General features: G+C 62.3%; 20 protein-coding genes. 6 read left to right on the forward strand and 14 right to left on the reverse strand.

Annotation, left to right across the window (positions count from 1 at the left end; translation table 11 throughout):
* Positions 1-26: 26 nt before the first annotated feature.
* From KCG44_RS07480 to sseA, 3 genes are read right to left on the reverse strand one after another with little or no spacing between them, the layout of a single operon-like run.
* On the reverse strand, positions 27-1337 hold the full coding sequence (locus tag KCG44_RS07480; protein ID WP_369411943.1) for a mechanosensitive ion channel family protein: 1311 nt from the start codon (positions 1335-1337) through the stop codon (positions 27-29).
* Positions 1334-2533, reverse strand: coding sequence for a cystathionine beta-lyase (gene metC / locus KCG44_RS07485; RefSeq protein ID WP_218445296.1), 1200 nt, complete (start codon positions 2531-2533; stop codon positions 1334-1336). Before metC ends, KCG44_RS07480 begins: the two co-directional genes overlap by 4 nt.
* 11 nt (positions 2534-2544) lie before the next feature.
* Positions 2545-3378, reverse strand: coding sequence for a 3-mercaptopyruvate sulfurtransferase (gene sseA, locus KCG44_RS07490; protein WP_218445298.1), 834 nt, complete (start codon positions 3376-3378; stop codon positions 2545-2547).
* A gap of 87 nt (positions 3379-3465) precedes the next feature.
* Here sseA and queF point away from each other — a divergent pair, with 87 nt between their 5' ends.
* On the forward strand, positions 3466-3912 hold the full coding sequence (queF, locus tag KCG44_RS07495; RefSeq protein WP_218445299.1) for a preQ(1) synthase: 447 nt from the start codon (positions 3466-3468) through the stop codon (positions 3910-3912).
* Between the two features lie 21 nt (positions 3913-3933).
* On the opposite strand, the gene KCG44_RS07500 is transcribed toward queF, so the two are convergent.
* From KCG44_RS07500 to lepB, 6 genes are read right to left on the reverse strand one after another with little or no spacing between them, the layout of a single operon-like run.
* On the reverse strand, positions 3934-5655 hold the full coding sequence (locus KCG44_RS07500) for a putative bifunctional diguanylate cyclase/phosphodiesterase (protein WP_218445300.1): 1722 nt from the start codon (positions 5653-5655) through the stop codon (positions 3934-3936).
* A gap of 41 nt (positions 5656-5696) precedes the next feature.
* Entirely contained in the window at positions 5697-7952 is a 2256-nt protein-coding gene (gene parC / locus KCG44_RS07505) for a DNA topoisomerase IV subunit A (RefSeq protein ID WP_218445301.1), read from the reverse strand.
* Positions 7953-7958: 6 nt separating this feature from the next.
* Positions 7959-8693, reverse strand: a complete 735-nt coding sequence (recO, locus tag KCG44_RS07510; RefSeq protein ID WP_218445303.1) for a DNA repair protein RecO — start codon at positions 8691-8693, stop codon at positions 7959-7961.
* A gap of 33 nt (positions 8694-8726) precedes the next feature.
* Entirely contained in the window at positions 8727-9620 is an 894-nt protein-coding gene (gene era / locus KCG44_RS07515; RefSeq protein WP_218445304.1) for a GTPase Era, read from the reverse strand.
* A complete protein-coding gene (rnc, locus tag KCG44_RS07520) occupies positions 9617-10291 on the reverse strand; it encodes a ribonuclease III (protein WP_369411944.1) in 675 nt (224 codons plus the stop codon). Before rnc ends, era begins: the two co-directional genes overlap by 4 nt.
* Positions 10288-11094, reverse strand: a complete 807-nt coding sequence (gene lepB, locus KCG44_RS07525) for a signal peptidase I (RefSeq protein ID WP_369411945.1) — start codon at positions 11092-11094, stop codon at positions 10288-10290. The genes rnc and lepB overlap by 4 nt, the downstream gene beginning before the upstream one ends.
* An 84-nt stretch (positions 11095-11178) precedes the next feature.
* Between lepB and pgi the strand changes: the two genes are divergently transcribed.
* A complete protein-coding gene (gene pgi / locus KCG44_RS07530; protein WP_218445306.1) occupies positions 11179-12708 on the forward strand; it encodes a glucose-6-phosphate isomerase in 1530 nt (509 codons plus the stop codon).
* 22 nt (positions 12709-12730) lie between these two features.
* Here the strand turns inward: pgi and KCG44_RS07535 are convergent, their stop codons facing one another.
* Together KCG44_RS07535 and KCG44_RS07540 are read right to left on the reverse strand one after the other, a co-directional pair.
* Positions 12731-13369, reverse strand: coding sequence for an NrsF family protein (locus tag KCG44_RS07535; protein ID WP_218445308.1), 639 nt, complete (start codon positions 13367-13369; stop codon positions 12731-12733).
* On the reverse strand, positions 13366-13902 hold the full coding sequence (locus KCG44_RS07540; RefSeq protein WP_218445309.1) for a sigma-70 family RNA polymerase sigma factor: 537 nt from the start codon (positions 13900-13902) through the stop codon (positions 13366-13368). Before KCG44_RS07540 ends, KCG44_RS07535 begins: the two co-directional genes overlap by 4 nt.
* A gap of 260 nt (positions 13903-14162) precedes the next feature.
* Between KCG44_RS07540 and KCG44_RS07545 the strand changes: the two genes are divergently transcribed.
* From KCG44_RS07545 to typA, 4 genes are all read left to right on the forward strand, one after another.
* Positions 14163-14435, forward strand: a complete 273-nt coding sequence (locus KCG44_RS07545; RefSeq protein ID WP_218445310.1) for a PepSY domain-containing protein — start codon at positions 14163-14165, stop codon at positions 14433-14435.
* A 4-nt stretch (positions 14436-14439) separates the two neighbouring features.
* Positions 14440-15189 carry a hypothetical protein gene (locus KCG44_RS07550; protein ID WP_218445312.1) on the forward strand — a complete coding sequence of 250 codons (750 nt, stop codon included), beginning with the start codon at positions 14440-14442 and terminating at the stop codon, positions 15187-15189.
* Positions 15189-16967 carry a methyl-accepting chemotaxis protein gene (locus tag KCG44_RS07555; RefSeq protein ID WP_218445314.1) on the forward strand — a complete coding sequence of 593 codons (1779 nt, stop codon included), beginning with the start codon at positions 15189-15191 and terminating at the stop codon, positions 16965-16967. Before KCG44_RS07550 ends, KCG44_RS07555 begins: the two co-directional genes overlap by 1 nt.
* Before the next feature lie 106 nt (positions 16968-17073).
* Positions 17074-18906, forward strand: a complete 1833-nt coding sequence (typA, locus tag KCG44_RS07560; RefSeq protein ID WP_218445316.1) for a translational GTPase TypA — start codon at positions 17074-17076, stop codon at positions 18904-18906.
* A gap of 105 nt (positions 18907-19011) precedes the next feature.
* Here typA and KCG44_RS07565 read toward each other — a convergent pair whose 3' ends face one another.
* From KCG44_RS07565 to KCG44_RS07575, 3 genes are all read right to left on the reverse strand, one after another.
* Positions 19012-20118, reverse strand: coding sequence for an NAD(P)H-dependent flavin oxidoreductase (locus KCG44_RS07565; protein WP_218445318.1), 1107 nt, complete (start codon positions 20116-20118; stop codon positions 19012-19014).
* Positions 20119-20247: 129 nt separating this feature from the next.
* Complete coding sequence (locus tag KCG44_RS07570) at positions 20248-20976, reverse strand: hypothetical protein (RefSeq protein ID WP_218445320.1); 729 nt, start codon at positions 20974-20976, stop codon at positions 20248-20250.
* Between the two features lie 40 nt (positions 20977-21016).
* On the reverse strand, positions 21017-22474 hold the full coding sequence (locus tag KCG44_RS07575; RefSeq protein WP_255536393.1) for an NAD-dependent succinate-semialdehyde dehydrogenase: 1458 nt from the start codon (positions 22472-22474) through the stop codon (positions 21017-21019).
* Positions 22475-22490: the final 16 nt, after the last annotated feature.

Raw genomic sequence — 22490 nt, forward strand, 5'->3', positions numbered from 1 at the left:
TGTTTTATGCCCGTGATCCTCGCGCCCTAGCTTTTCTGCCGCCGGCCGCTGGCGTCGAAGATCACCCCTTCGGGCAGGCTTTTCAGGTGTACGTCCTGCTGCGGGAACGGGATTTCGATGCCGTTTTCCTTGAACAGGTCCCACAGGCGGTTGAGGATCGCGCTTTTCACATTGCCGACGCCTTCTTCCGCATCGGAAATCCAGCAGAGGATATCGTGGTCGACGCTGCTGTCGCCATACCCTTTCAGCCAGACATTTGGCGGCGGTGTCTCAAGGACGCGCGTCGTTTCCTTGGCGGCCTGCAGCATCAGTTCCTGCGCCTTGTGAATATCGCAATCGTAGCTGACGCCGACGGGCACGTGGATACGGACATTGCGGCTGGAATAGCTCCAGTTTTCGACCTGTTCCGTCATCAGGATTTCGTTCGGAATGAGATATTCAATGCCGTCGCGCGTGATGATGGAAACGGCGCGGACGCCGATCTTGTTCACCCAGCCAAAGGTGTCGTCCACCACGATCACGTCGCCCGGCTTGATGGATCTGTCGATCAGCAGAATAAGACCGGAGATCAGATTGCCGAATGTCTTCTGCATGCCAAAACCGATGGCAATGCCAAGGCCGCCCGAGAAGAAGGCGAGGGCGGTAAGGTCGATCTCCAGAAGCTCGATCCCGAGGAAGAAGGCGATCGCAATGACAGCGATACCGGACAGCTTCTGAAAAAGCACACGCTGCGACAGGTCGAGGCGGCGGGCATTGCCGATGCGGCTGGACAGCAATTGAACGACGAACTTCGTCCCGGCGTAGAGCGTGATGATAACGATGATCGCATTGATCAGATCGAGGATGCTGATACGGCGGCTGCCAAGGCGTACAGCGGCACCGTCGAGCGCGCTGACGAGCGGTTCGAGACTGCCGAGGGAACCCGCGATCGAGGCGATTGCCGCGAACATGCCAAGAATGAACGCGAAGGCGGCGTTGAGCTTGATAATCCGCGCGATCACATAAACGAGCCGCGCGAGGGCAAGACCGAGCGCGAGCGCGACGAACACCGTGCCAAGTGCGCCAAAGGCGGTGATGGAGCGCGCCGCGATCAGAAGGGTCACGGTGGTGAACACACCGATCAGACGCGGCGCCCAGTCCCCCAGATGCTGGAGGGCGCTCGCATCGCGGGCGTTCAGAAAGGCCTTTAGCTTGGGACCGATCCACCGCTGCATTGCCCAGCCGGCGGCCACGGCGACGACGATGGCGATGCCCGCGAAAATCAACGCTTCCTGCCGCGCGACGCCGTCAATGGGAATGCCGAGACGAATGGCGAAGGTTTCGAGCTGCCTGATCACAGGGCTGCGGCCTGCGCGAACCGGTCGAGGCCCGCCATCAGGTCTGCGATCAGATCGTCCGCGTCCTCAAGTCCGCAATGGATGCGCAGAACGGGCGCGGTGCCTGTCCAAGGGGTCGCCGTCCGCACAGCCGCCGGGGTGATCGGCAGGATCAGGCTTTCAAAGCCGCCGAAGCTGAACCCCATGCCGAAAAGATCGAGATGATCGACCATGGCGGCGAGATTCTGCCTGCCGCCGCCGCTGAGTTCGATGGCAAAAAGACTGGAACATCCCGAAAAATCGCGCAGCCAGAGATCGTGCCCCGGGTCAGCCGGCAAACCCGGGCAAAGCACGCGTGCCACCGCGCGATGTCCGGCGAGGGCGGCGGCGATTTTGAGTGCGGTGTCGCCGTGCCGCTTCATGCGGAGGGAGAGCGTGCGAATGCCCCGCAAGGCCAGGAAAATGTCATCCGGCCCGGCGGTCTGGCCAAGCTGCAACGCCGTCTGCTTCAGACGCGGCCAAAGCGCCGGGTTCGCCGTGACGCTGCCAAGCAAGGCATCGGAATGGCCAATAATGAATTTGGTGAGCGACTGTACGGAGATGTCCGCGCCGCGCTCCAGAGCTGGAAAGAGAAGCGGCGTCGCCCACGTATTGTCGATAATGGTCGTGATGTTCCTGGCGCGCGCGACATCGCAAATCGCAGGGACATCCTGCACCTCGAACGTCAGTGAACCGGGGGATTCCAGAAAGATCGCGCTGGTATTCTCGCGTATAAAGGTTTCGATATCAGCGCCGATCAGCGGATCGTAGAACTCCGCCTTGACCCCCATCCGTTTCAGGATACCGCCCGCGAGCGCCCGGGTCGGTTCGTATACCGTATCGGCGATCAGAATATGATCGCCGCTCTTGCATACGGTCAGAAAAGCGGCGGCAAGGGCGGCGACGCCGGAAGGAAACAGTTTCGTCCCCGCCGCGCCCGGCTCCATCGCCGTCATCGCATCCTCCAGCGCCCAGATCGTCGGACTGCCCCGGCGACCATAATAAAGGCCGCTGTCCGGATTCTTCAGCCGCGCATCGAATTCTTCGAGTGTGTGAAAGACGCAGGTGGACGCGTGATAAACCGGCGGATTGACGATACCCTGGGTGAATTGCGAAGCGCGGCCGGACCGGATCAGCGCCGTATCGCGCGCAAATCCGGCTTCGTCAGTCCCGCTCACATCTGTATCGCTCAAGCCGGGCCCGTAACCTTACTGGTGTCGCTTCTGCCGCCCCACTCCGCCCAGCTGCCGTCATAAAGCGCGGTCTTCTCCGCACCGATCAGGTGGAGGGCGAACGACAAGGCGGCGGCGGTGACGCCGCTGCCGCACATCGTGACAACCGGCGAAGAGGGTTCGATACCGGCGTTCAGGAAAATCTGGCGCAATTCCTCCACCGATTTGTACGTGCCGTCATCGTTGAACAATTCGTTATGCGGCACGTTTTTCGCGCCGCGGATGTGACCCGCATCGACGCCTTCACGCGGATCGTCTTCCTCGCCGGTAAAGCGCGGGGCGGGACGGGCATCGACAACCTGTTCGGCCTTTGACTGCTGATTGTCTTTCATCTGTTCAAAACTGCGGATCTCGCTTTCGTCCTTCCACACGGTGAAGTGCCGGTGGCGAACGGTCGCCTTGCCGCTTTCGAGGGGACGGCCCTCGGACTTCCACTTGGCGAGGCCGCCATCGAGGATCGCAACCTCGTGAGCGCCATAGGTTTTCAGCATCCACCAGGCGCGCGCGGCGGTTTTCAAGTCGCTATCGTCATAGACAACGATGCGGCTGCCATCGCCCAGGCCAATGGACTGCATGCGGCTGGCAAATTTTTCCGAAGAGGGCGCCATGCCGGGAAGGTCGCTATCCTTGTCGGCGAGTTCGACGAGGTCCATGAAGACGGCACCCGGAATATGCGCGTTTTCAAACTTCGCGCGGGCATCGCGGTCGAGGAAATAGGTTGCGTCGACAACACGAAGATCGGGCTTGTCCAGTTCCTCGGCAAGCCATTCAGTTGTAACCAGCGAATCCATGTGTGCGCCTTTCGAAAACCACGTTGCGGCGCAGTGATAACGCGCCCCACTAGGCAAGGCTAGCTCCTACGGGCTACTTACACGCAAATGGAAACGACACATCTTGGCCGCATGAGCGCGCTGCCCGCTTCGCCCGAGGACGCCGACCTCGACTATCCCGAGAACCCGCGACCGAAAGAGCGCTATCTCGTGCGCTTTTCGGCACCGGAGTTCACCTCGCTATGCCCGGTCACGGGTCAGCCCGACTTTGCGCATCTGGTGATCGACTACGTCCCCGGCGACAGGATCGTGGAATCGAAATCACTGAAGCTGTTCCTGGGGTCGTTTCGCAATCATGCCGGCTTTCACGAGGATTGCACGGTCGGGATCGGCAAACGGCTGGCGGACGAGATGAAGCCCGTATGGCTGCGCATCGGCGGCTATTGGTATCCGCGCGGCGGGATACCGATCGATGTCTTCTGGCAGACCGGCGCGCCCCCCGCCAATGTGTGGATACCCGATCAGGCTGTGCCGGGATATCGGGGGCGCGGCTAGCCCCTCCTCCAGACGTTCGCCTTAGGAGGAAAGCCGCGTGGTCAGGTCCTCAATGCTGAGCGGCCTGTCGAAATAATAGCCCTGGCCGATTTCGCATCCGGCGAGCGCGAGCGCGTCGCGCTGGCCCTCCGTCTCGATCCCCTCTGCGACGGTCGTCATGCCGAGCGCTTTTGACAGCGACAGGATCGCGCGAACGATATTCTGGCTGTCCGTCGATTTCAGCATGCCATCGACGAAACTGCGGTCGATCTTCAGAATGTCGATGGGCAGCTTCTGGAGATAGCTAAGCGACGAATAGCCGGTTCCGAAGTCATCCATCGCGATCATGCAGCCAAGCGCCTTCAGCCGGACGAAGACATCGCGCGCGCGCTCCGGACTGCTGACGATGGCGCTTTCGGTCAATTCGATCTTGAGCGCGTTGCCGGGCATGCCGGTCCTGTCGAGCGCCTGGGAAACGGCATCGACAATGTCATCCCGCACCAGCTGCACACCCGATACGTTGACCGCGAGCTGCAGCTGTTCCGAATTGGGTACAGTTGTACGGAGTTTCATCAATTCGCGGCACCCGGTTTCAAGTGCCCAGCGGCCCAGAGGCACGATCAGGCCGCTTTCTTCCGCGACCGGAATGAAGTCGGCCGGGGAGACGAAGCCATGCTCCTCGCTGATCCAGCGCGACAGGGCTTCGACACCGCTGATCCGGCCGGTCTTGAGGTCGATGAGCGGCTGGTAGGCGAGCGTCAGGCCGTTCTTTTCCAGGGCATCTCTCAGGCCCGCCTCAAGCCGGAAACGTTCACGCGCCTTTGAATGGTCCTGCGGCTGGTAGAGTTCAACGCCGCTCGCGCCGGTGCGCTTCGCCTGGCTCAGCGCGAAATTGGCGTCGCGCATGAGCTCCTCGACATGCGCGGAGGATGATAATGTCGTCGCGATGCCGATGGTGGCGCTGGCATAGACCTCGCCGCCGGAAAGCTGGAACGGGATGGCGAGCCGCCGATGCAGGCGCGCCACGATTTCAGCCGTTTCGCCTTCGCTGGCGATCTCCGACAAGAGAAGCGCGAACTCATCGCCGCCCAGGCGCGCCAGACGGTCGCTGCCGCGGATGCATGTGCCGAGCCGTCGTGCGAGCGCGACGAGGAACTCGTCCCCGACGATATGCCCGAGGCTGTCATTGATTCGCTTGAACCGGTCGATGTTGAGCAGCAGGACCGCGACATGCGCTTTTCCGCGCTTGCTGATCGCCCTGTCGGTCAGTTCCTGAAAGCGAAGGCGGTTCGGCAGCCCGGTCAGGTCGTCACTGAGCATCGTCATGCGCAGATGCTGTTCCGCGCGGATTTCAGATCCGCGGTCGCGGACGCTGATCAGGATGTGGTCGTCCCTGCGTGTGAGAGCCGCTGAGAGATGCAGCAGCTCGCCATTCACGTTCGCCTTCCATGACAGCTCGCCCTGCGGCAGGGAATTCCCTTGCAGCGACAGTGCGATATAGCGCGACACCAGACTGCTGCTCCTGAGGAGCGCGATCTTTTCCAGCGCCTGACCGGTAAGGCCATGCTCCACGCTCTCAGCCCAATTCGCGAACGTCGCATTGGCCTCGACACAGATTGGCAGCCCTTTCGGGCTTAACTTGAATAGCGCGAGGCCGATGGGGAGGGCGTCGATGACGCCGCGATCGACAAGAGACAGCGCCGCGGCAGATCCCGTACGCACCATGAGGGGCGTTTCAGATTTCAGGCGGGCGGTCGGCGACATCGCGCCAATATGAACGGAACCCGCTTAAGAACGCGTTACCCTTAAAAACGATTTGTTTTCGGGAACCCCATTGGCGGCAGTCGGCCCGCCTGACCGCGTGCGGCACGCCACGGCGTCAGGTCCATTTCGGACCGGGTGCGTCCGCTATCGCCGCCCATTGCCCAGCTGAGCCCGTCCTCAAGCCGGATGGTCGTCGCATCCGACATGCCCTCCTGCTTGTAGCGTTGCAGCATGACACCCTGTCCGCGCGTCATTCTCGGCAGGTCTTCCAGCGGGAAGATCAGCATTTTCCGGTTCTCCCCGATCACCGCGACATGGTCATGGGCGTCGGGAATCGGATGTACGACCTTGAGTTTCGCGCCCGGCTTGAAACTCATGACCTGACGGCCTTTCCGGGTTTCGGCGATCATATCGGCGGCGGCGATGACAAAGCCTCGGCCGTCACTGGCAGCGAGCAGGAAACTGGGCGCGGACGCGCTCACGAACATCGACACGATGCCAGCGTCGGCGTCGATGTCGATCATCGCGCGTACCGGCTCGCCGAAGCCGCGCCCGCCGGGCAGGCGGTCGGCACCGATGGTGTAAAAACGGCCATTGTCGGCAGCCACGATCAGCTTGTCGATGGTGGAGGCGTGGAAAGCCTGTGCGAGGGAATCGCCCTCCTTGAATTTCTGGTCCTTCAGGCTGCCAAGCTCGACATGCCCCTTCATCGCCCGCAGCCAGCCGCGCGTCGATACGATGACGGTCACGGGTTCGCGCTCGATCATGGCCTCAAGCGGGATGTCCTGCGTCGGACCGGCCGCTTCGATGACGGTGCGCCGCGCATCGCCGAAGCTTTTCCTGAGCCGGGTGAGATCTTCCTTCAGGCGGCGGCGCTGTAGTGCGTCGGAACCGAGGAGTTCGGTAAGCTCATCCTTTTCCCGCCGCAGCTCGTCATCCTCGGTGCGAAGCTGCATTTCCTCCAGGCGGCGCAGCGAGCGCAGGCGCATGTTGAGAATCGCCTCCGCCTGACGATCATTGAGCGCGAATTCGGCGATCATGACAGCCTTCGGTTCGTCCTCGGTGCGAATGATCTCGATAACGCGGTCGAGGTTCAGATAGGCGATCAGATAGCCGGCGACGAGTTCCAGCCTGTCCTCGATCCTGCCAAGCCGAAACCGGGTGCGGCGCTGAAGCATGTCGAACTGATGCGTGACCCATGCGCCCAGAACCTCATGCAGCGCCATGACACCCGGCGTGCGGTCCTTGTCGAGGACGTTCATGTTGAGGCCGAAGCGCACCTCAAGGTCGGTCATCTTGAACAGGCTGTCCATCAGGACGGCCTTGGGCACGTTTTTCGAGCGCGGGGTGAGGACGATGCGCGTGTCCTCCGCGCTTTCGTCGTTCACGTCTTCGAGGATCGGCAGCTTTTTATCCGTGACCAGCGCGGCGCACTGCTCGATCAGCTTGGCCCGCTGCACACCATAGGGCGTTTCGGTGACGATCAGCTGCCATCTGCCGCCGCCAAGATCCTCATAGGGAATTTCGCGCTCGCCCTCGGTCGCAACCCTGTCGCCTGCGAACCTGGCGCGGACGCGGAACGACCCGCGGCCGGTTTCATAGGCGGCCAGAATGGTGTCCTCGTCCTCGGCCAGGATGCCGCCGGTCGGAAAATCCGGGCCCTTGATCTTCTGCAGCAGACGCGCGGTGCCGGCGGCCGGATTGTCGATGAGGATGCGGGCGGCGTCGGCGATTTCGGCAATATTGTGCGGCGGAATGTTGGTCGCCATGCCGACCGCGATGCCGGACGCGCCATTGGCCAGCAGGTTCGGGAACAGGCCGGGAAAGACCTCGGGCTCTTCATCCTCGCCATTATAGGTTTCGCGAAATTCGACCGTGCCCTCGGACAGGCCCTGCATCAGCGCGGACGCGGCGGCGGTCAGGCGCGCCTCGGTGTATCGCATGGCGGCGGCGTTATCGCCGTCGATATTGCCAAAATTGCCCTGACCGTCGACCAGCGGGTAGCGCAGCGCGAAGGTCTGCGCGAGGCGGACCATGGCGTCGTACACGGACTGGTCGCCATGCGGGTGATATTTGCCGATGACGTCGCCGACGACGCGCGCGCACTTCTTGAAGCCGGAGCCAGGGTCGAGCTTCAACAGGCTCATCGCCCAAAGCAGACGGCGGTGAACGGGCTTCAGCCCGTCGCGCACGTCGGGCAGGGACCGCGCGGTGATCGTCGACATGGCGTAAACGAGGTACTTCTCGCTCAGTTCACTGGCGAACGGACGGTCGATAATGTTCTTGTCGTCGAGCATGTGTCCCTAGAACCGCTTTCCGAGCCGCGCGTCAACGCGGTCTCTTGCGACAATCGTGCGATCGGCGCGATGTGTGGGCAGGAGGTCACGCAGGATGAAATGGCGCGTCAGCCCAAGCGCTCCCTGAATGTCCGCGCCGGTCGGCCTGACGCCGGAACCGAGCAGGAACGCGGGCAGGGCGAGCAGACGCTCCTTATACTGCGCGCCGGCGTCCCGGCTGACGGCGCGGCCTGATTTGGGCGAAACATAGATCAGATCATCGAGCTGTCCGGTCACGGCGCAACTGCCGAGATCGAGCTGAAAACCGAGATCGGCAAGCAGCGCGAACTCGAAACGGGCCAGCGCCTCGCCGACCCGCAGGGCACCGGCGTCCGCATCCAGCAGTGCCAGCATCGCGTTCATGCGGACATAGACATCCGGAAATGTCTCCCCCTCCGGCAATGTGTCGGCGACGAGCATCGTGAGCCATTCCACCATCGCAAGCGAGAGGGGATCGAGCGCGAGTGCGGCACGGCTGGTCTCCAGCTCAAGCCGCGCACGCGCCATCCGGCCCTCGCCGCGGGCCTCAAGTTCGGCGGCGACGAGGTTGCCGGGAGTGAGCACGCCCTTGGTCTTTCGCGAACGGCTGCCATGGACATAGGCGGCGATCAGGCCATCGCTTTTGGTGAGCAGGCGAATGACCGCGCCATGTTCGCCGTGGGCGCGCGCGGTGCAGACGATGGCCGGACTGTCGATCTGCACCGTTTCAGCCCGCCATTCGCATGCAAATCTCGCTCATGTGGTCCAGTCGAGGCCCATTTGCTCATAGCTTTCGCGATTGTCCGCCCAATCCGCTTTCACTTTCACGGTCAGGAACAGGTGCACGCGTTCGCCGAACAGATCTTCGAGCTCGGTACGCGATTCGGTGCCTATCTGCTTCACACGGCTGCCGCCCTTGCCAAGGACGATGCCTTTCTGGCTTTCGCGTTCCACGAGGATGGTCTGGTGGATGGAAATGCCGTTCGGACCATCCGTCCAGCTTTCCGTTTCCACCGTCGACGCATAGGGCACTTCCTGGTAAAGCTGCAGGAACAGCTTTTCGCGGGTGATCTCGGCGGCCAATAGCCGACTGGTGATGTTCGAGACCTGATCCTCGGGGAAATGCCAGGGCTCCTGCGGCATGGCGGCGGCGAGCGTTTCCTTGAGATCGGAAACACCATCGCCTGTGGGCGCGGACACCATGAAGGTCTCGGCAAATTCGATGTGCCGGTTCAGCTCCTGCGCCAGCGGGAGCAGGCGCTGTTTCTGCGCAACGTCGACCTTCGTGAGCGCCAGCATCTTGGGCTCCTTGCGCTGCGCCAGCGTCTCGAGGATGTTTTCGACGTCGTCGGTGATACCGCGCCTGGCATCGACGAGAAGCAGCACCAGATCCGCGCCGGACGCCCCTTCCCATGCGGCATGCACCATCGCCCTTTCAAGGCGCTTCGATGGCGTGAAGATTCCAGGCGTGTCGACCAGGATCAGCTGAGTGTCGCCGTCAATCGCCACGCCCATCAGGCGCGCGCGTGTCGTCTGTACCTTGGGACTGACGATGGCGACCTTCTGCCCCACGAGCGTGTTGACGAGAGTCGACTTGCCCGCATTCGGCGCGCCCACGACCGCGACAACTCCGCAATGACGTTCGCTCATAGCGCACCTTCTCTCTTCAACATGGCGAGCGCAGCGGCCTTCTGGGCCTCCTGCTTGCTTGCCCCTTCGGCTTCGATCGGATCGACGCCCCTTACCGCGACTTCGACACGGAATGAGGGCGCATGGTCAGGCCCGTCGCGCCATGTGATCGTATAGACCGGAATCGGCTTGCCGCGACCCTGTGCCCATTCCTGCAGGTGAGACTTCGGATCGCGCGGCGGTTTGCTATGACTGCTGACCCGGTCTGCCCAGCTCTTATGTATGAACGCCGACGCAACTTCCAGCCCGCCATCGATATACAGCGCGCCGATCAGCGCCTCGCAGACATCGCCAAGCAGGTTTTCCGACCGGTGCACGCCGGAAGCGCGGGCGGAGTCCTCGATCCGGACCTCCTTGTGGACGTCAAGCGCGCGCGCGACTTCCGCGCAGCTGTGCTTGTCGACCAGCGCCGCGAAGCGCCGTGCCATATCGCGTTCCGATTCTCCCAATTCGCGATAGAGCCAGTCCGCCATCACGCAGCCGAGCACCCGGTCGCCAAGAAATTCCAGCCGCTCATAGCTTTTGCGCTTGCCGCGCGCTGCGCTGGAATGTGTCAGTGCACCCTCGACCAGCGACAGATCGGCGAATTCATGGCCAAGCTTCGCCGCCGCCCAAACCGCAAGATCGCTCACAGCCGCTGTCCCAGCCGGTCCCAGCGGATCGCGGACAGCCATGTGGACGGCGCGCCGAATCTGGCTGACCCATCGACCGACAGGAAAATCATGTCCGTACGTCCCACCAGTGTCTCCATGGGGATCATCCCAAAGCCTTCGCGTGCCCTGCTGTCATCGCTGTTATCGCGATTGTCGCCCATGACGAACAGGTGATTTTCCGGGACTGTGAACAGGGCGGTATCATCCGCGGTAGACCCCCGCTGGCTATCGAGGACGCGAATGCTGCGCACACCGGACAATGTTTCACGATATTGAGGAAAGACGCAATCACCCGCCACGACACCGCCGCCATCACAGGGTGTCAGCGCCGTGACCGGGATGACGGCGTCCGCGATCCTTGTGCGCGGTACGGGCGTGCCATTCAGGATCAGCTGTCCGCCCCTGACCTGAACCGTATCGCCGGGCAGGCCGATGATACGCTTTACGAAGTTGGTGCCGCTGCCCCTGGGGTCCGTGAAAACGGCAACGTCGCCGCGATCGGGAAGCGCGCCGCCCCGACGGCCGGTGAACGGCGCGGTCCGCCAGGGCAGGGACGCCTGACTGTACCCGTAGGGATATTTGGCGACCAGAACATAGTCGCCCGCAAGAAGGCTCGGCTGCATTGAGGCGGATGGTATCGAGAACGGCTCGAAAATGAAGGTGCGGATGCCAAGTGCAAGCATGATGGCGAGCAAAATCGTGCGCAATCCGGCAAGCCATGTCGGCGTGCGCTGGACCTGCGCGCTCACAGGCGATTTTGCGATGAGGTGGGAGCCGTTCACGCTTTCGGCCTTTCCAGCGGTGCGGCGCGCTGTCAAGCGAGGCCGAAATGCAAAAAGCGGGCATGGAAAGAGAAGGTGAGGATCATGCAGGCAGAGTGGCGGGAGCTTGAAAGTGCGGTGAAGGCGGCGGCGGATGTTCCGCTGAAGACCAGGTTCGAGACCGAGCCGGGACGGCTTGGCAGGCTGGCGTTCGACGTTGCCGGGCTGCATATCGATCTTTCCAAGACGCACCTCGACATTCCTGTCGTCGACGCTTTTGAAACGCTGGCGCAGGCCGTCGATTTTCGCGGCGAGCGGGCACGGCTGCTGCATGGCCAGGTCGTCAACGCCACTGAAGGGCGTGCCGCCTCGCACACGGCGGAGCGCGGCATGGGCGCACCAGAACATGTTCGCGCGGCCGACGAGGCGCGCGCGGCAATGCGTGACGTGTATGACCGTATTGAAGGCGGCGCCTTTGGCGATGTCAGGCACATTATCCATATCGGCATTGGCGGTTCCTTCCTTGGTCCCGCGCTTGTCATCGACGCGCTGCGCAAGGCGGACATGCGCTACGACGTCCATATTGTCAGCAATATAGACGGACAGGCGCTGGAAAGGGCGCTGAAACAGGTCGATCGCACGCGCACGCTGCTCGTCACCGTGTCGAAAAGCTTCTCAACGCTGGAAACGATGCTGAATACCGAATCGGCACTCGCCGCGCTTGGCACGGATTCGAAACAGCGCCTGATCGCCGTGACGGCGGCGCCGGACAGGGCTGCCGCATTTGGCGTGCCCCGCGAAAATATCCTGCCCTTCGCGGACACTGTCGGCGGGCGCTATTCCCTATGGACAGGCGTCGGCCTTGCTGCCGTCCTTGCGCTTGGCTGGGACAGCTATGACGCGCTGCTGTCCGGCGCGGCGGCAATGGACCGGCATTTCGCCGATGCACCGCTGCGGGAGAACGCGCCGGTGATGGCGGCCATGATGGACCTTGCCTATGCGAGCGTTCTGGGCGCGGAGACACGGGCGATATTCGCCTATGACGAGCGGCTGGCGCTATTGCCGTCTTTTCTGCAGCAACTGGAAACGGAATCGAATGGCAAACTGGTCGACCGCGACGGAAAAAGGCTTGAGCGGGGTTCCGCGCCGGTCGTGTGGGGCGGCGTCGGCACCGACGCGCAGCACGCCGTGTTCCAGCTGCTGCACCAGGGTACGCACCTGATTCCGGCGGAGTTTCTGGCGGTGCGGGAGCCGGGTCACAGGCTGGGCGGCGCGCATCACCGGCACCTTTTGTCCAACTGCATCGCGCAAGGGGCGGCGCTGATGCGCGGCCGCAGCTTTGAAGAAGCGAAGGCGGCGGGGGCGGATGATGCGACGGCACATGCAAAGACGTTCCCCGGCGACCGTCCCTCGGCAACCATCCTGCTGAGGCGGCTCGATGCACGCACGCTTGGCGCGCTGCTGGCGTTTTACGAGCACCGCACCTTCAGCTTTGGCGCGCTGCTGGAGATTAACAGCTTCGATCAGATGGGCGTGGAACTGGGCAAGGATGTCGCCCGCGCCATCGCGGAGGGTGATCTTGGCGACCTCGACCCATCGAGCCGCGACCTGCTTGATCGCGCGGGAATTTTATAGCCGCGCCGGGCTGCGGCGCGCGCTACCAGCGAATGACGCCCGGCAGGATGAACCGGGAAACGCAAGCGATGCCGAGTATCGTCGCCATGTACCAAAGCCCGACATAAAGTACGCTGTCGAACGGACAATAAAGGACGAACGCACTGGTACCCGACGCCGCACTGGCCAGGCCGACTGCCCAACTCGCCTGCGCGATATCCGTGGGCGCGGCCTTCCTCATCCAGATGACCGATGCGGTCCAGACCGGAACCGTCGCCATGCCAATGCCGCGCATGCAGTCGAGTACCCATGCGCCATTGAACAGCCATTCCTTATGGCTCTCCGGCCCGGCGAAAAACGCGATGACCAGCGGCGCGGCGAACAGCAGCGCGATCAGCGCGAAAACCTTGTCGGTGCCGCCGCGAACGCCTCGCCCGGGTTTTCCCAGGCGGTAGACCAGAACAGCACCGGTCGCCGCCACGGCGACGGATGCGAATGCCTTCCAAATCATGACCGACACCCCGAATGTCGTGGCAGGCAGATCGCGCAAGCCGTAAAATATGAGGATCGAGGCCGCGGCGATCGCGATGCCGCCGCTGAACAGCGCCGCGAACAGCACGGCATTCGCGCGCCGCACCGGCGCAGCGTCCGCGACCAGTTTATCGAGCAGATCGTTGCTCATATTGCTTCACCCTCATCATAAACGAACGCGGATAATTTCTTCAATCCGCGATGTATATTCACTTTAACGAGACTCTCGCTCTGGCCAGACACCGCGCTTGCCTCGGCGATTGTCATCCCCTGCAGTTTCACCAGTCTGATCGCTTCGGCCTGACGACGGGGCAGGTTGTTCAGCAGCATGCCGACGGCATGGCCCGCGGCGGGCTGCTGCGGCGTACCGGGATCTCCATATGTGTCATCAAGTTCCACATGCGTGACACGATGCGTTTTTCGCAACCAGTCGATCCATTTATACTTCGCGATCGTGTTGACCCACGGCATCAACGGATAGGCCGGATCGTAGCTCGCACGCTTTGTATGCAAAGCGATCAGCACGTCCTGCACCAGATCGGCCGCATCGGCGGGCGGCGCCTTGCGAGCGAAAAAGCGTTTCAGGTGCGCTTCCGCGGCCTCCAGAAACGCGCGATAGGCATGACGGTCGCCATCCTGTCCGGCGACAAAGGCCGATTCCCAGTCTGATAAACTGCGCGGCAACCGAGACTCCCTCCGGTTACGCAGACTGCCTCGCATGGGGCCCAGTGACAACAGACCGATATCAATCATCTAAGAAAAGTGTCCTTGGTGCAGCGCGATCCTGACCTTTATTCGCCGCAGACTGGCTTCGCGTTACAGGCGATCGCGGGCGCGGGTCGTGGTTAAGCCAATTTTAGCAAGTCAACGATATCGACCCGAAATGAGTGACGTGGATGCGTCAACTCAGGTGATGCCGCTGTATCGGGAGGAGGATAGCGAACATGTTCATGAAACCGGTCATGGCGGCGGTCGTGCTATCGCTTTCAGCGTCGCCGCTCGCCGCGAAGCAATTCTGTCAGCCGGAACTTGGTGCGACCTGGCTGTCAATCCGCGATATCAAGAAAAAAGTCGAAGCCGCTGGCTACAAAGACTTTCGGATCGGCCTTGAATATGGCTGCTACGAAGCTGAGGGCTCGAAAAACGGGATCGACCTGGAAGTTTATGTCCATCCGGTCACCGGCAAAATCGTGAAAGTGCGCAAGGATCTTGATTAGGACAATGACCCGATCTCAGCTTGTTCTCACCATCGCCATTTCCGTGACGATATTGTGCGCGATGGTTGGCGCCTCGGGCGCGTATGCCGGCTCGCCTGAACAGCTCGACCAGCTTGAGCCGGAGGCCGGCGAATGGCAGCTTGAATATTACGGTCAGTTCGGGACGACCGAGGATACCGAAAGAAACCATGCGCTTGAGGCGTTTTACGGCGTCAGCGACGGTGTTGCGATCGGCTTCGAGATTGAGGGCGAGGCTGAAGATGGCACGTTCGAAATCAACGAGTTCGGCGCGATGGCGCTGTTCAAGCTTGTCGATCCCGACGACGCGCCGGTTGGCGCGGGCCTCATGCTGGCGGCGGCCATGAATGATGATGGCGAACTGACCGAGGCGGAAGCGCGTTTTATCGTGGAGCGCGTCACCGAAACATGGTGGGCTCAGGCAAATGTCATGCTGCGGCATGTCGATGAAGACGGCGAACAGGGTGAATTCGCCGCCTATTCCTGGTCTTTGCAGCACGCCATCGCCGACGATGTCTGGTTCGGAGCCGAGGGTTCGGGGCAGGCGTTCGATTTTGGCGGCTTCGATGACGAGGATGACGGTTTTGAGGCGGCACATTTTGTCGGTCCGAGCCTGACGGCGGAATTCGAACTTTCCGGGGACAGCGAGGTCGAGGCAGGCCTGGCCTGGTTCACGCGCCTTGGCGATGCAGGGGCTAAGCATACATTGCGGCTGTTCGTGCAGGTGGACCTCTGATGCTGAAATCCTGGGTTCGGAAATTCTTTGCGCCCAGCATCGCTGCGCGGACATTGCAGAGCGACCTGCTGCTCGCATTGCTGCTGTGCGCCGCCGCCGCTGTCGTCATGCGGGAGGGCAAGGAAAACATACAGACGATTGAGATTCAGCAGAATGTGGGAGCGGCCGAAGACCTCGCGAAGGGACTTCGGTTCGCAGCGCTCGAGGCGCAGCTCGCAAGCGACGACCTGCTTTTGCAAATGGAACTGAACGAAGGCGCCAGAGGTCAAAGGGAAAAGCTGGGCGATGCCCGGTCGCTCGTAACCGGCGTCATTGCCGTCCTGAGCCAGAGCGAATTTCTGGCCGGGAGCGATGAAATGCGCGCGGCCGAGGAAACCGGCGCCCGATTTGTCGCCCTGACGACAGATGTCATGGACGCACGCAACAACGATATCGCCATGGGCGATCAACTGCGTGAACTGCACAACAGGCTCGGCGTGCTCGGACCCGAGCTGAACGACCGCCTGTTCGCACTCGAGGAATCGCTTGAAGACCGGAATGACGAACTCCAGCGGAGCATCATCAACGACACGCAGCAGATGAAAGGGCTGGTCGTCGCTGTCGTTCTCGTTGGCCTGGTATGCCTGATCCTGAGGGCCGGCCATATTTTTCACGCGGTCATTCGCCCTGCCAATCGTCTTGCCGAAGTGACGACCGCCCTCTCAAGAGGAAAAATGGACACCGAAATTCCGGAAATAAGGGTTATTGAACTTGCCGCTATCGGCCGGGCCCTGGCGGTTTTCCGGGACATCGGGCTGGAGGCAGGGCGTCTGCGCACGGAGAAGCAGGAGGCCGAAGCGCGCGAACAGGCTGCGCGGACAGAACGGGCGACGGAGCGGGCAAAACTCGCGGCGCGCGCTCTGGAAGCCGAAAAGAAGGCGGCTCAGACCAGACGCGAGGCCATGCTGACGCTCGCAGAACGCTTCGACGAATCGGTGGCCGCCGTCGTCGAGGGTGTTTCGGTCGCGGCGCAGCAACTCGACGAATCCCTGTCGGTTATGACAGAGACAATGAAGCGCGCCGGATCACAGGCAGACGAGGTCGCGAGTGCAACGCGCAGCGCCGCCGAAAGCGTGCAGACAGTCGCGACCGCAACGCATGAACTGTCCTTGTCAATTCAGGAGATCGCGTTGCAGGTCGAGCAGCAGGCCAGCCTGTCCGTCGACGCTCAGGAGGTCTCGGAAGTCGGCGAAACCGAAGCGGCGCGCCTGACTCAGCAGACCGCGAATATCGGAAAGATATCAACCGCGATCAACGAGATCGCGTCGCAGACAAATCTGTTGGCATTGAACGCGACCATCGAGGCTGCCCGCGCCGGCGATGCCGGGCTGGGCTTTGCCATCGTCGCCGGCGAGGTCAAGGGTCTGGCGGCGCAAACGGGCCATTCAGCAACCGAGATATCGACGCTCATCGACGCGGTCAAAGCCCATGTGGATGGCACGGTCGGCTCCGTCCGCGACGTCGCCAGCTCGCTGGACAATGTCCGGCAGATCGCCGCGAATGTCAGCACGGCGGTCGAGCAGCAGCGCGCGGCGACTGAGGAGATCACGCGGCACGCCAGCGATGCCGCCGTCGGCACAGAGCAGGTGACGGCGGGCATCGACGGCGTTCACCGCGCCGTTTCGGATGCGAGCCTGCTGTCCGGCGAGATTCGCGACGCGTCCGCTTCGCTGCGCCAGCAGGCCGAGGAACTCAGCCGGGCGGCAGGTGAATTCACAAAGCATCTTCGCGCCGCATAGACTTCCGGCGGGTATGGCCTCATGATTTGATTGCCATGTTGTTGCAGCGCAGCAAGTCCGCTATACGCTTTGGAAGATTCCATTCCTTCCCGAAAGTCACTGCCCCATGGCGCTTCGCAATGTGGCCATTATCGCGCACGTCGATCATGGCAAAACCACGCTCGTTGACGAGCTTTTCAAACAGTCCGGCACGTTCCGCGAAAATCAGCGTGTGGAAGAACGGGCGATGGATTCCGGCGATCTGGAAAAAGAGCGCGGCATCACGATTCTCGCCAAATGCACCAGCGTGATCTGGAACAATGGCGGCGACGGTGACGATATCCGCATCAATATCGTCGACACGCCGGGCCACGCCGATTTTGGCGCGGAGGTGGAACGCATCCTCTCCATGGTCGACGGTGTCATCCTGCTGGTCGATGCCGCTGAGGGGCCGATGCCGCAGACGAAGTTCGTCACGGGCAAGGCGCTCGCGCTCGGCCTGAAGCCGATCGTGGTTGTCAACAAAATCGACCGCGGCGATGCGCGCCCCGCCGAAGTCCTCGACGAAGTGTTCGAGCTGTTCATGGCGCTGGATGCCAGCGACGAGCAGCTGGACTTCCCGCATCTGTTCGCATCGGGCCGCGGCGGCTTCGCCAATGAAGATCCGTCCATTCACGAGGGCACGCTGGAGCCGCTGTTCAAGCTCATTCGCGATCATGTGCCCGAGCCGGGCCTGGATGTGGACGCGAAATTTTCCATGCTCGCCACGCTGCTCGACCGCGACAATTTCCTCGGCCGTATCCTGACCGGACGCATCGAAAGCGGTCGGCTGAGGACCGGCATGCCGATCCGCGCCATCGACGTTGACGGCAATGTCGTCGAATCGGGCCGCGCCACGAAGGTCTTCGCCTTTGACGGTCTTGACCGTGTCCCGGTCGAAGAGGCGAAGGCGGGCGACATCGTCGCCATCGCTGGCCTGACGACAGCGACCGTCTCCAACACCATTGCCGATCCTGAGGTTACCCAGCCGATTTACGCGGCCCCCATCGACCCGCCGACGCTCAGCATGACCTTTGCCGTCAATGACAGCCCGTTCGCGGGCAAGGATGGCGACAAGGTGCAAAGCCGCGTCATCCGCGACCGCCTGGAACGCGAAGCCGAGGGCAATGTCGCGATCCGCATCTCCGAAAGCGCGGAACGCGACGCGTTCGAAGTCGCTGGACGCGGTGAATTGCAACTGGGCGTCGTCATCGAAACCATGCGCCGCGAAGGGTTCGAGCTCAGTATCAGCCGCCCGCGCGTGCTGTTCCGCGATGGCCCGGAGGGGCGTGAAGAACCCTATGAAACCGTGGTCGTCGACGTGGACGATGAATTTTCCGGCACCGTTGTCGAAAAAATGGCGCTCCGGAAAGCCGAAATGACCGATATGCGTCCTTCGGGCGGCGGCAAGACGCGGCTGACCTTCTCGGCGCCGTCGCGCGGCCTGATCGGCTATCATGGCGAATTCCTGTCCGACACGCGCGGCACCGGCATCATGAACCGCCTCTTCGAGAAATACGGTCCTTACAAAGGCAAGATTTCAGGGCGCCTTGTCGGCGTGCTCATCTCCATGGAGCAGGGCAAGGCGGTGCCTTATGCCCTCAACATGCTGGAAGAGCGCGGCACGCTGTTCATCGGCGGCGGTGAAGAACTTTATCAGGGCATGGTCATCGGCGAGAATGCCAAGCCGCAGGACATGGAGGTCAACCCTCTGAAGTCAAAGCAGCTGACCAACTTCCGCTCCACCGGCAAGGATGACGGCATCCGCCTGACGCCGCCACGAAAGATGACGCTGGAACAGGCCATCGCCTACATCCAGAATGACGAATTGGTCGAAGTCACACCGAAATCCATCCGCATCCGCAAACGCCACCTCGACCCGCACGAGCGCAAGCGGGCATCGCGCAAAGCCGAGGATTGATCGCAGGCAGCCGTAGCGGCCGGCTGGAGCGGGGCGCAGCCATCCGGTCGGCCGCTTCGCCGCTACCGCGCCAATCGCGCAGTGATTTCGTCTGGCAGCGCGTGGCTAGCTGAACTTCGGGCGCGTGGTCGCAGCCCCGGAAGTGTCATGTCGATTGTCCAGGCATAGCTGCAATTCGGATCGCAGCGTTTCAACCAGTGCCGCCGCTGGCATGGCGCGTATGTGCGGCGCGCCTTGCCCGGCCCATTGTGCGCCAAAGCCATGCTCGCCGCGCGCTTTGGCGGCGGCATGAAGCGCTTTTCCCGCATCATATGCGATGGGATAATCAGGCGGCCGGTGATGAGCCATGCCGTCAGCCAGCGCGGTGAAGCGATTGGGGAGCGCGCGCGCGGGACGACCGGAAATCAGCGACGTCATAACGCTATGATGCGCGGCGTCACTCGCCAGGGCGGCGCGGTAAGCGTCGTCCGCCGCGGATTCCGGGCAGGCGACGAACGCCGTGCCCAGCTGCGCCGCGACGGCGCCCCTGTCGAGCGCTGCGAACATATCGCCGCCATTCATGATGCCGCCGGCCGCCACGACGGGTACGCCGCTTTTCTCGGCAAGCAGGCGCGTGAGCGCAGCCGTCGACAGGCCCTCATCAGGTTCCTCTGGATCGAACATACCGCGATGGCCGCCCGCTTCGATGCCCTGCGCGATGATGACGTCGATCCCATGCCCCTCGATCGCCGCTGCCTCCCGCAGGTTTGTGGCAGTCGCCATCAGAAGGATGCCCCGAGACCGGAGCGCGGCGATCATAGCGGCCGGGGGCAGGCCAAAGTGGAAACTGACGACAGCGGGTCTCACCTCCAGCAACATCGACAGCATATCAGGATCGTCATGCAAGCTCTGATAGATGGGTCGAAGCGTCTTTGGCGGCCGCGCGCCGAACGCGGCAAAATGCGGTGCGAGCCAGTCCAGCCATGCCGCCTCGCGCACCGGGTCGGCCCTGGGTGTCCGATGAACGAACAGATTCACGTTGAACGCACGGTCCGTGCGCGCGCGCAGCTCCTCGATCATGTTCCGCGCGCCGCCAGGGTCGGTCGCGCCAATACCGATTGAACCAAGCGCGCCTTCATTAGAAACGGCGGCAGCCAGTTCGGGTGTGGAAATTCCGGCCATCGGCGCCTGAATCAGGGGAACGGAAAGATCAAGCCGCTGCAGGAAGGTCATCCACGCCCCCAAAAGAAGTGTCGCCTCTTCTACCTAAAATTCGCGCCTTTTGCATGAACATTCGCGATCAGGCCGGTGCCGATACCGCGCCGGGAGGTCACTGTGAGGATGGCCATGGCGCCAGCCTGTCTATGTCGCCAGCAACAGCAGCACGGTATATCCCGCCGTGCCCGCCAGAAACGCCGCGAAACTGGACTGCCGGTCCTCGGGCAGCTCTTCCTTCAGCACGTTCAGGATGACGCCGCCGCCCAGGAAAGCGACCATGCTCAATATGGCGAGTTCGCTGATGTCGGTGGTGAGCGCCAGACCCGCGCCGAGTATCGGCATGGCGGCAAGCACCCACCGGCCCTTGTCATGGTAGAGCTGGCCGTGCGCGAGCCGCAGGCCGACGTCGACGACAATCATGTGCAGCGCCATGGCGATGCCATAGGTGGCAAGCGCGGCCGGAGTCCGGTCTTCCCCCTGGATCAAAAGGTAGCCGATGATAATGCTGTAAACGGCGAATGTGGACAGGTGCAGCCAGAACAGCCGGGGCGTTGTCACCATGTCCCGTCTTGCGGCGGATGAGGACATGACCTGCTGCAAACCGTAGAAGAGGACGAGACCGACGAGCGCGATCAGATAGATGTGCGTTTCGATGGCGGCGAAATCGGTTCCCTCCGCCTGTTTGCCGAGCAGGCTTTGCGCATGCGCCAGCTCAGGCAGCAAATGGACAAATACATAAGCGACCGACGACCCGCCTGCGGCACTCAGCCAGCGACTGCGCGGCAGGCGCTCCAGAAATTTGAGCTTGCCGGAAAACAGGTGCACGGCGACGAGGAGCGCGACCAGGGCAGGGCCCAGAACCGGAAACGTCATGGCGGCGACGCGCCCCGTGGGAAGCGATATCGCCGCAAGACTATTCGACGCCGCCCATGCAGAGATATTTCATCTCCAGATAGTCATCGATGCCATATTTCGAGCCTTCGCGGCCAAGTCCCGATTGTTTGACGCCGCCAAAGGGGGCGACCTCGGTGGAGATGATCCCGGTATTGTGCCCGACGATGCCATATTCGAGCGCCTCTGCGACCCGGAATATGCGGGCATAGTCACGGGCATAGAAATAGGCGGCGAGGCCGAAAACGGTGTCATTGGCCAGGCGAATACCCTCTTCTTCGGTTTCGAAACGGAAAACGGGGGCGAGAGGCCCGAAGGTTTCTTCCTGGCTGACCATGGCGCCGGTTGGCACGTCGGCAAGGAGGGTGGGGGCGTAGAACAGGTCGCCTTCGCCGCATTCGCCGCCCTCGATGACGATGCGCGCGCCTTTGGCGACGGCGTCGTCGCGATGCTCCTTCACCTTGGCGATACCGCCGGCGTCGATCATCGGGCCCACGTCGATGCCCTCGGTCATGCCATTGCCGACCTTCAGGGCGCGCACGGCGGTTTCGAATTTGCGCATGAAGTCATCATAGACGCCGTCCTGCACGTAAATGCGGTTCGCGCAGACGCAGGTCTGGCCGGCATTGCGGAATTTGCAGGCGATGGCGCCCTCGACCGCGGCATCGAGGTCGGCGTCGTCAAAGACGATGAAGGGGGCATTGCCGCCAAGTTCCAGACTGATCTTGGTGATATTTTCGGCGCACTGTTCATAAAGTGTCCGCCCGATTTCCGTGGAGCCGGTGAAGCTGAGTTTGCGGACAGTGAAATTGCTGGTCAGTTCACCGGCAATATCGCCCGCCTTGCCCGTGACACACGATAGCAGGCCTTTTGGTATCCCGGCCTCTTCCGCAAGCACGCAAAGCGCAAAGGCGCTGAGCGGTGTGGCGGTGGCGGGTTTGATGACCATAGCGCAGCCCGCCGCGAGCGCGGGGCCAGCCTTGCGCGTGATCATCGCGGCCGGGAAGTTCCAGGGCGTGATCGCGGCGCACACGCCGATCGGCTGCTTCATGACGAGCAGGCGCTTGTCGGGCTGATGCCCCGGAATCATATCGCCATAGACCCGCTTCGCCTCTTCTCCGAACCATTCGATGAAGCTGGCGGCATAAGCGATTTCGCCGCGCGATTCCGTCAGCGGCTTGCCCTGCTCGGCGGTCATGATGATCGCCAGGTCCTCCTGATGCTCGATCATCAAATCGGCCCATCGGCGCATGACCTTGGCGCGGTCCTTCGCGGTCTGCGCCGCCCAAGGCTTCATGGCGGTCGCGGCGGCCTCGATCGCGCGCTTCGTTTCCGCGGCACCGAGTTTCGGGACATTGGCGATAATTTCGCCAGTAGCGGGGTTGGTGACCGGGATGCGCGCCTCCCCGCCGGTCCATTCGCCTGCGATATAGCAGTCTTCGCGCAGCAGGTCGGGGCGGGAGAGGTTCAGGTCGGTCATGGGGACATTTTCCCTA

The sequence above is a fragment of the Pacificimonas pallii genome (genome assembly GCF_019204005.1).
GTDB lineage: Bacteria > Pseudomonadota > Alphaproteobacteria > Sphingomonadales > Sphingomonadaceae > Pacificimonas > Pacificimonas pallii.

Excerpts from the sequence above, each read along its gene's own strand:
- KCG44_RS07550 (WP_218445312.1), top strand. The coding sequence starts at position 14,440 with ATGACCCGATCTCAGCTTGTTCTCACCATCGCCATTTCCGTGACGATA.
- KCG44_RS07535 (WP_218445308.1), bottom strand. The coding sequence starts at position 13,369 with ATGAGCAACGATCTGCTCGATAAACTGGTCGCGGACGCTGCGCCGGTG.
- KCG44_RS07555 (WP_218445314.1), top strand. The coding sequence starts at position 15,189 with ATGCTGAAATCCTGGGTTCGGAAATTCTTTGCGCCCAGCATCGCTGCG.
- KCG44_RS07565 (WP_218445318.1), bottom strand. The coding sequence starts at position 20,118 with ATGACCTTCCTGCAGCGGCTTGATCTTTCCGTTCCCCTGATTCAGGCG.
- era (WP_218445304.1), bottom strand. The coding sequence starts at position 9,620 with ATGAGCGAACGTCATTGCGGAGTTGTCGCGGTCGTGGGCGCGCCGAAT.
- typA (WP_218445316.1), top strand. The coding sequence starts at position 17,074 with ATGGCGCTTCGCAATGTGGCCATTATCGCGCACGTCGATCATGGCAAA.
- KCG44_RS07575 (WP_255536393.1), bottom strand. The coding sequence starts at position 22,474 with ATGACCGACCTGAACCTCTCCCGCCCCGACCTGCTGCGCGAAGACTGC.
- parC (WP_218445301.1), bottom strand. The coding sequence starts at position 7,952 with ATGCTCGACGACAAGAACATTATCGACCGTCCGTTCGCCAGTGAACTG.
- KCG44_RS07545 (WP_218445310.1), top strand. The coding sequence starts at position 14,163 with ATGTTCATGAAACCGGTCATGGCGGCGGTCGTGCTATCGCTTTCAGCG.
- pgi (WP_218445306.1), top strand. The coding sequence starts at position 11,179 with ATGCAGGCAGAGTGGCGGGAGCTTGAAAGTGCGGTGAAGGCGGCGGCG.
- KCG44_RS07500 (WP_218445300.1), bottom strand. The coding sequence starts at position 5,655 with ATGTCGCCGACCGCCCGCCTGAAATCTGAAACGCCCCTCATGGTGCGT.
- queF (WP_218445299.1), top strand. The coding sequence starts at position 3,466 with ATGGAAACGACACATCTTGGCCGCATGAGCGCGCTGCCCGCTTCGCCC.
- sseA (WP_218445298.1), bottom strand. The coding sequence starts at position 3,378 with ATGGATTCGCTGGTTACAACTGAATGGCTTGCCGAGGAACTGGACAAG.
- KCG44_RS07570 (WP_218445320.1), bottom strand. The coding sequence starts at position 20,976 with ATGACGTTTCCGGTTCTGGGCCCTGCCCTGGTCGCGCTCCTCGTCGCC.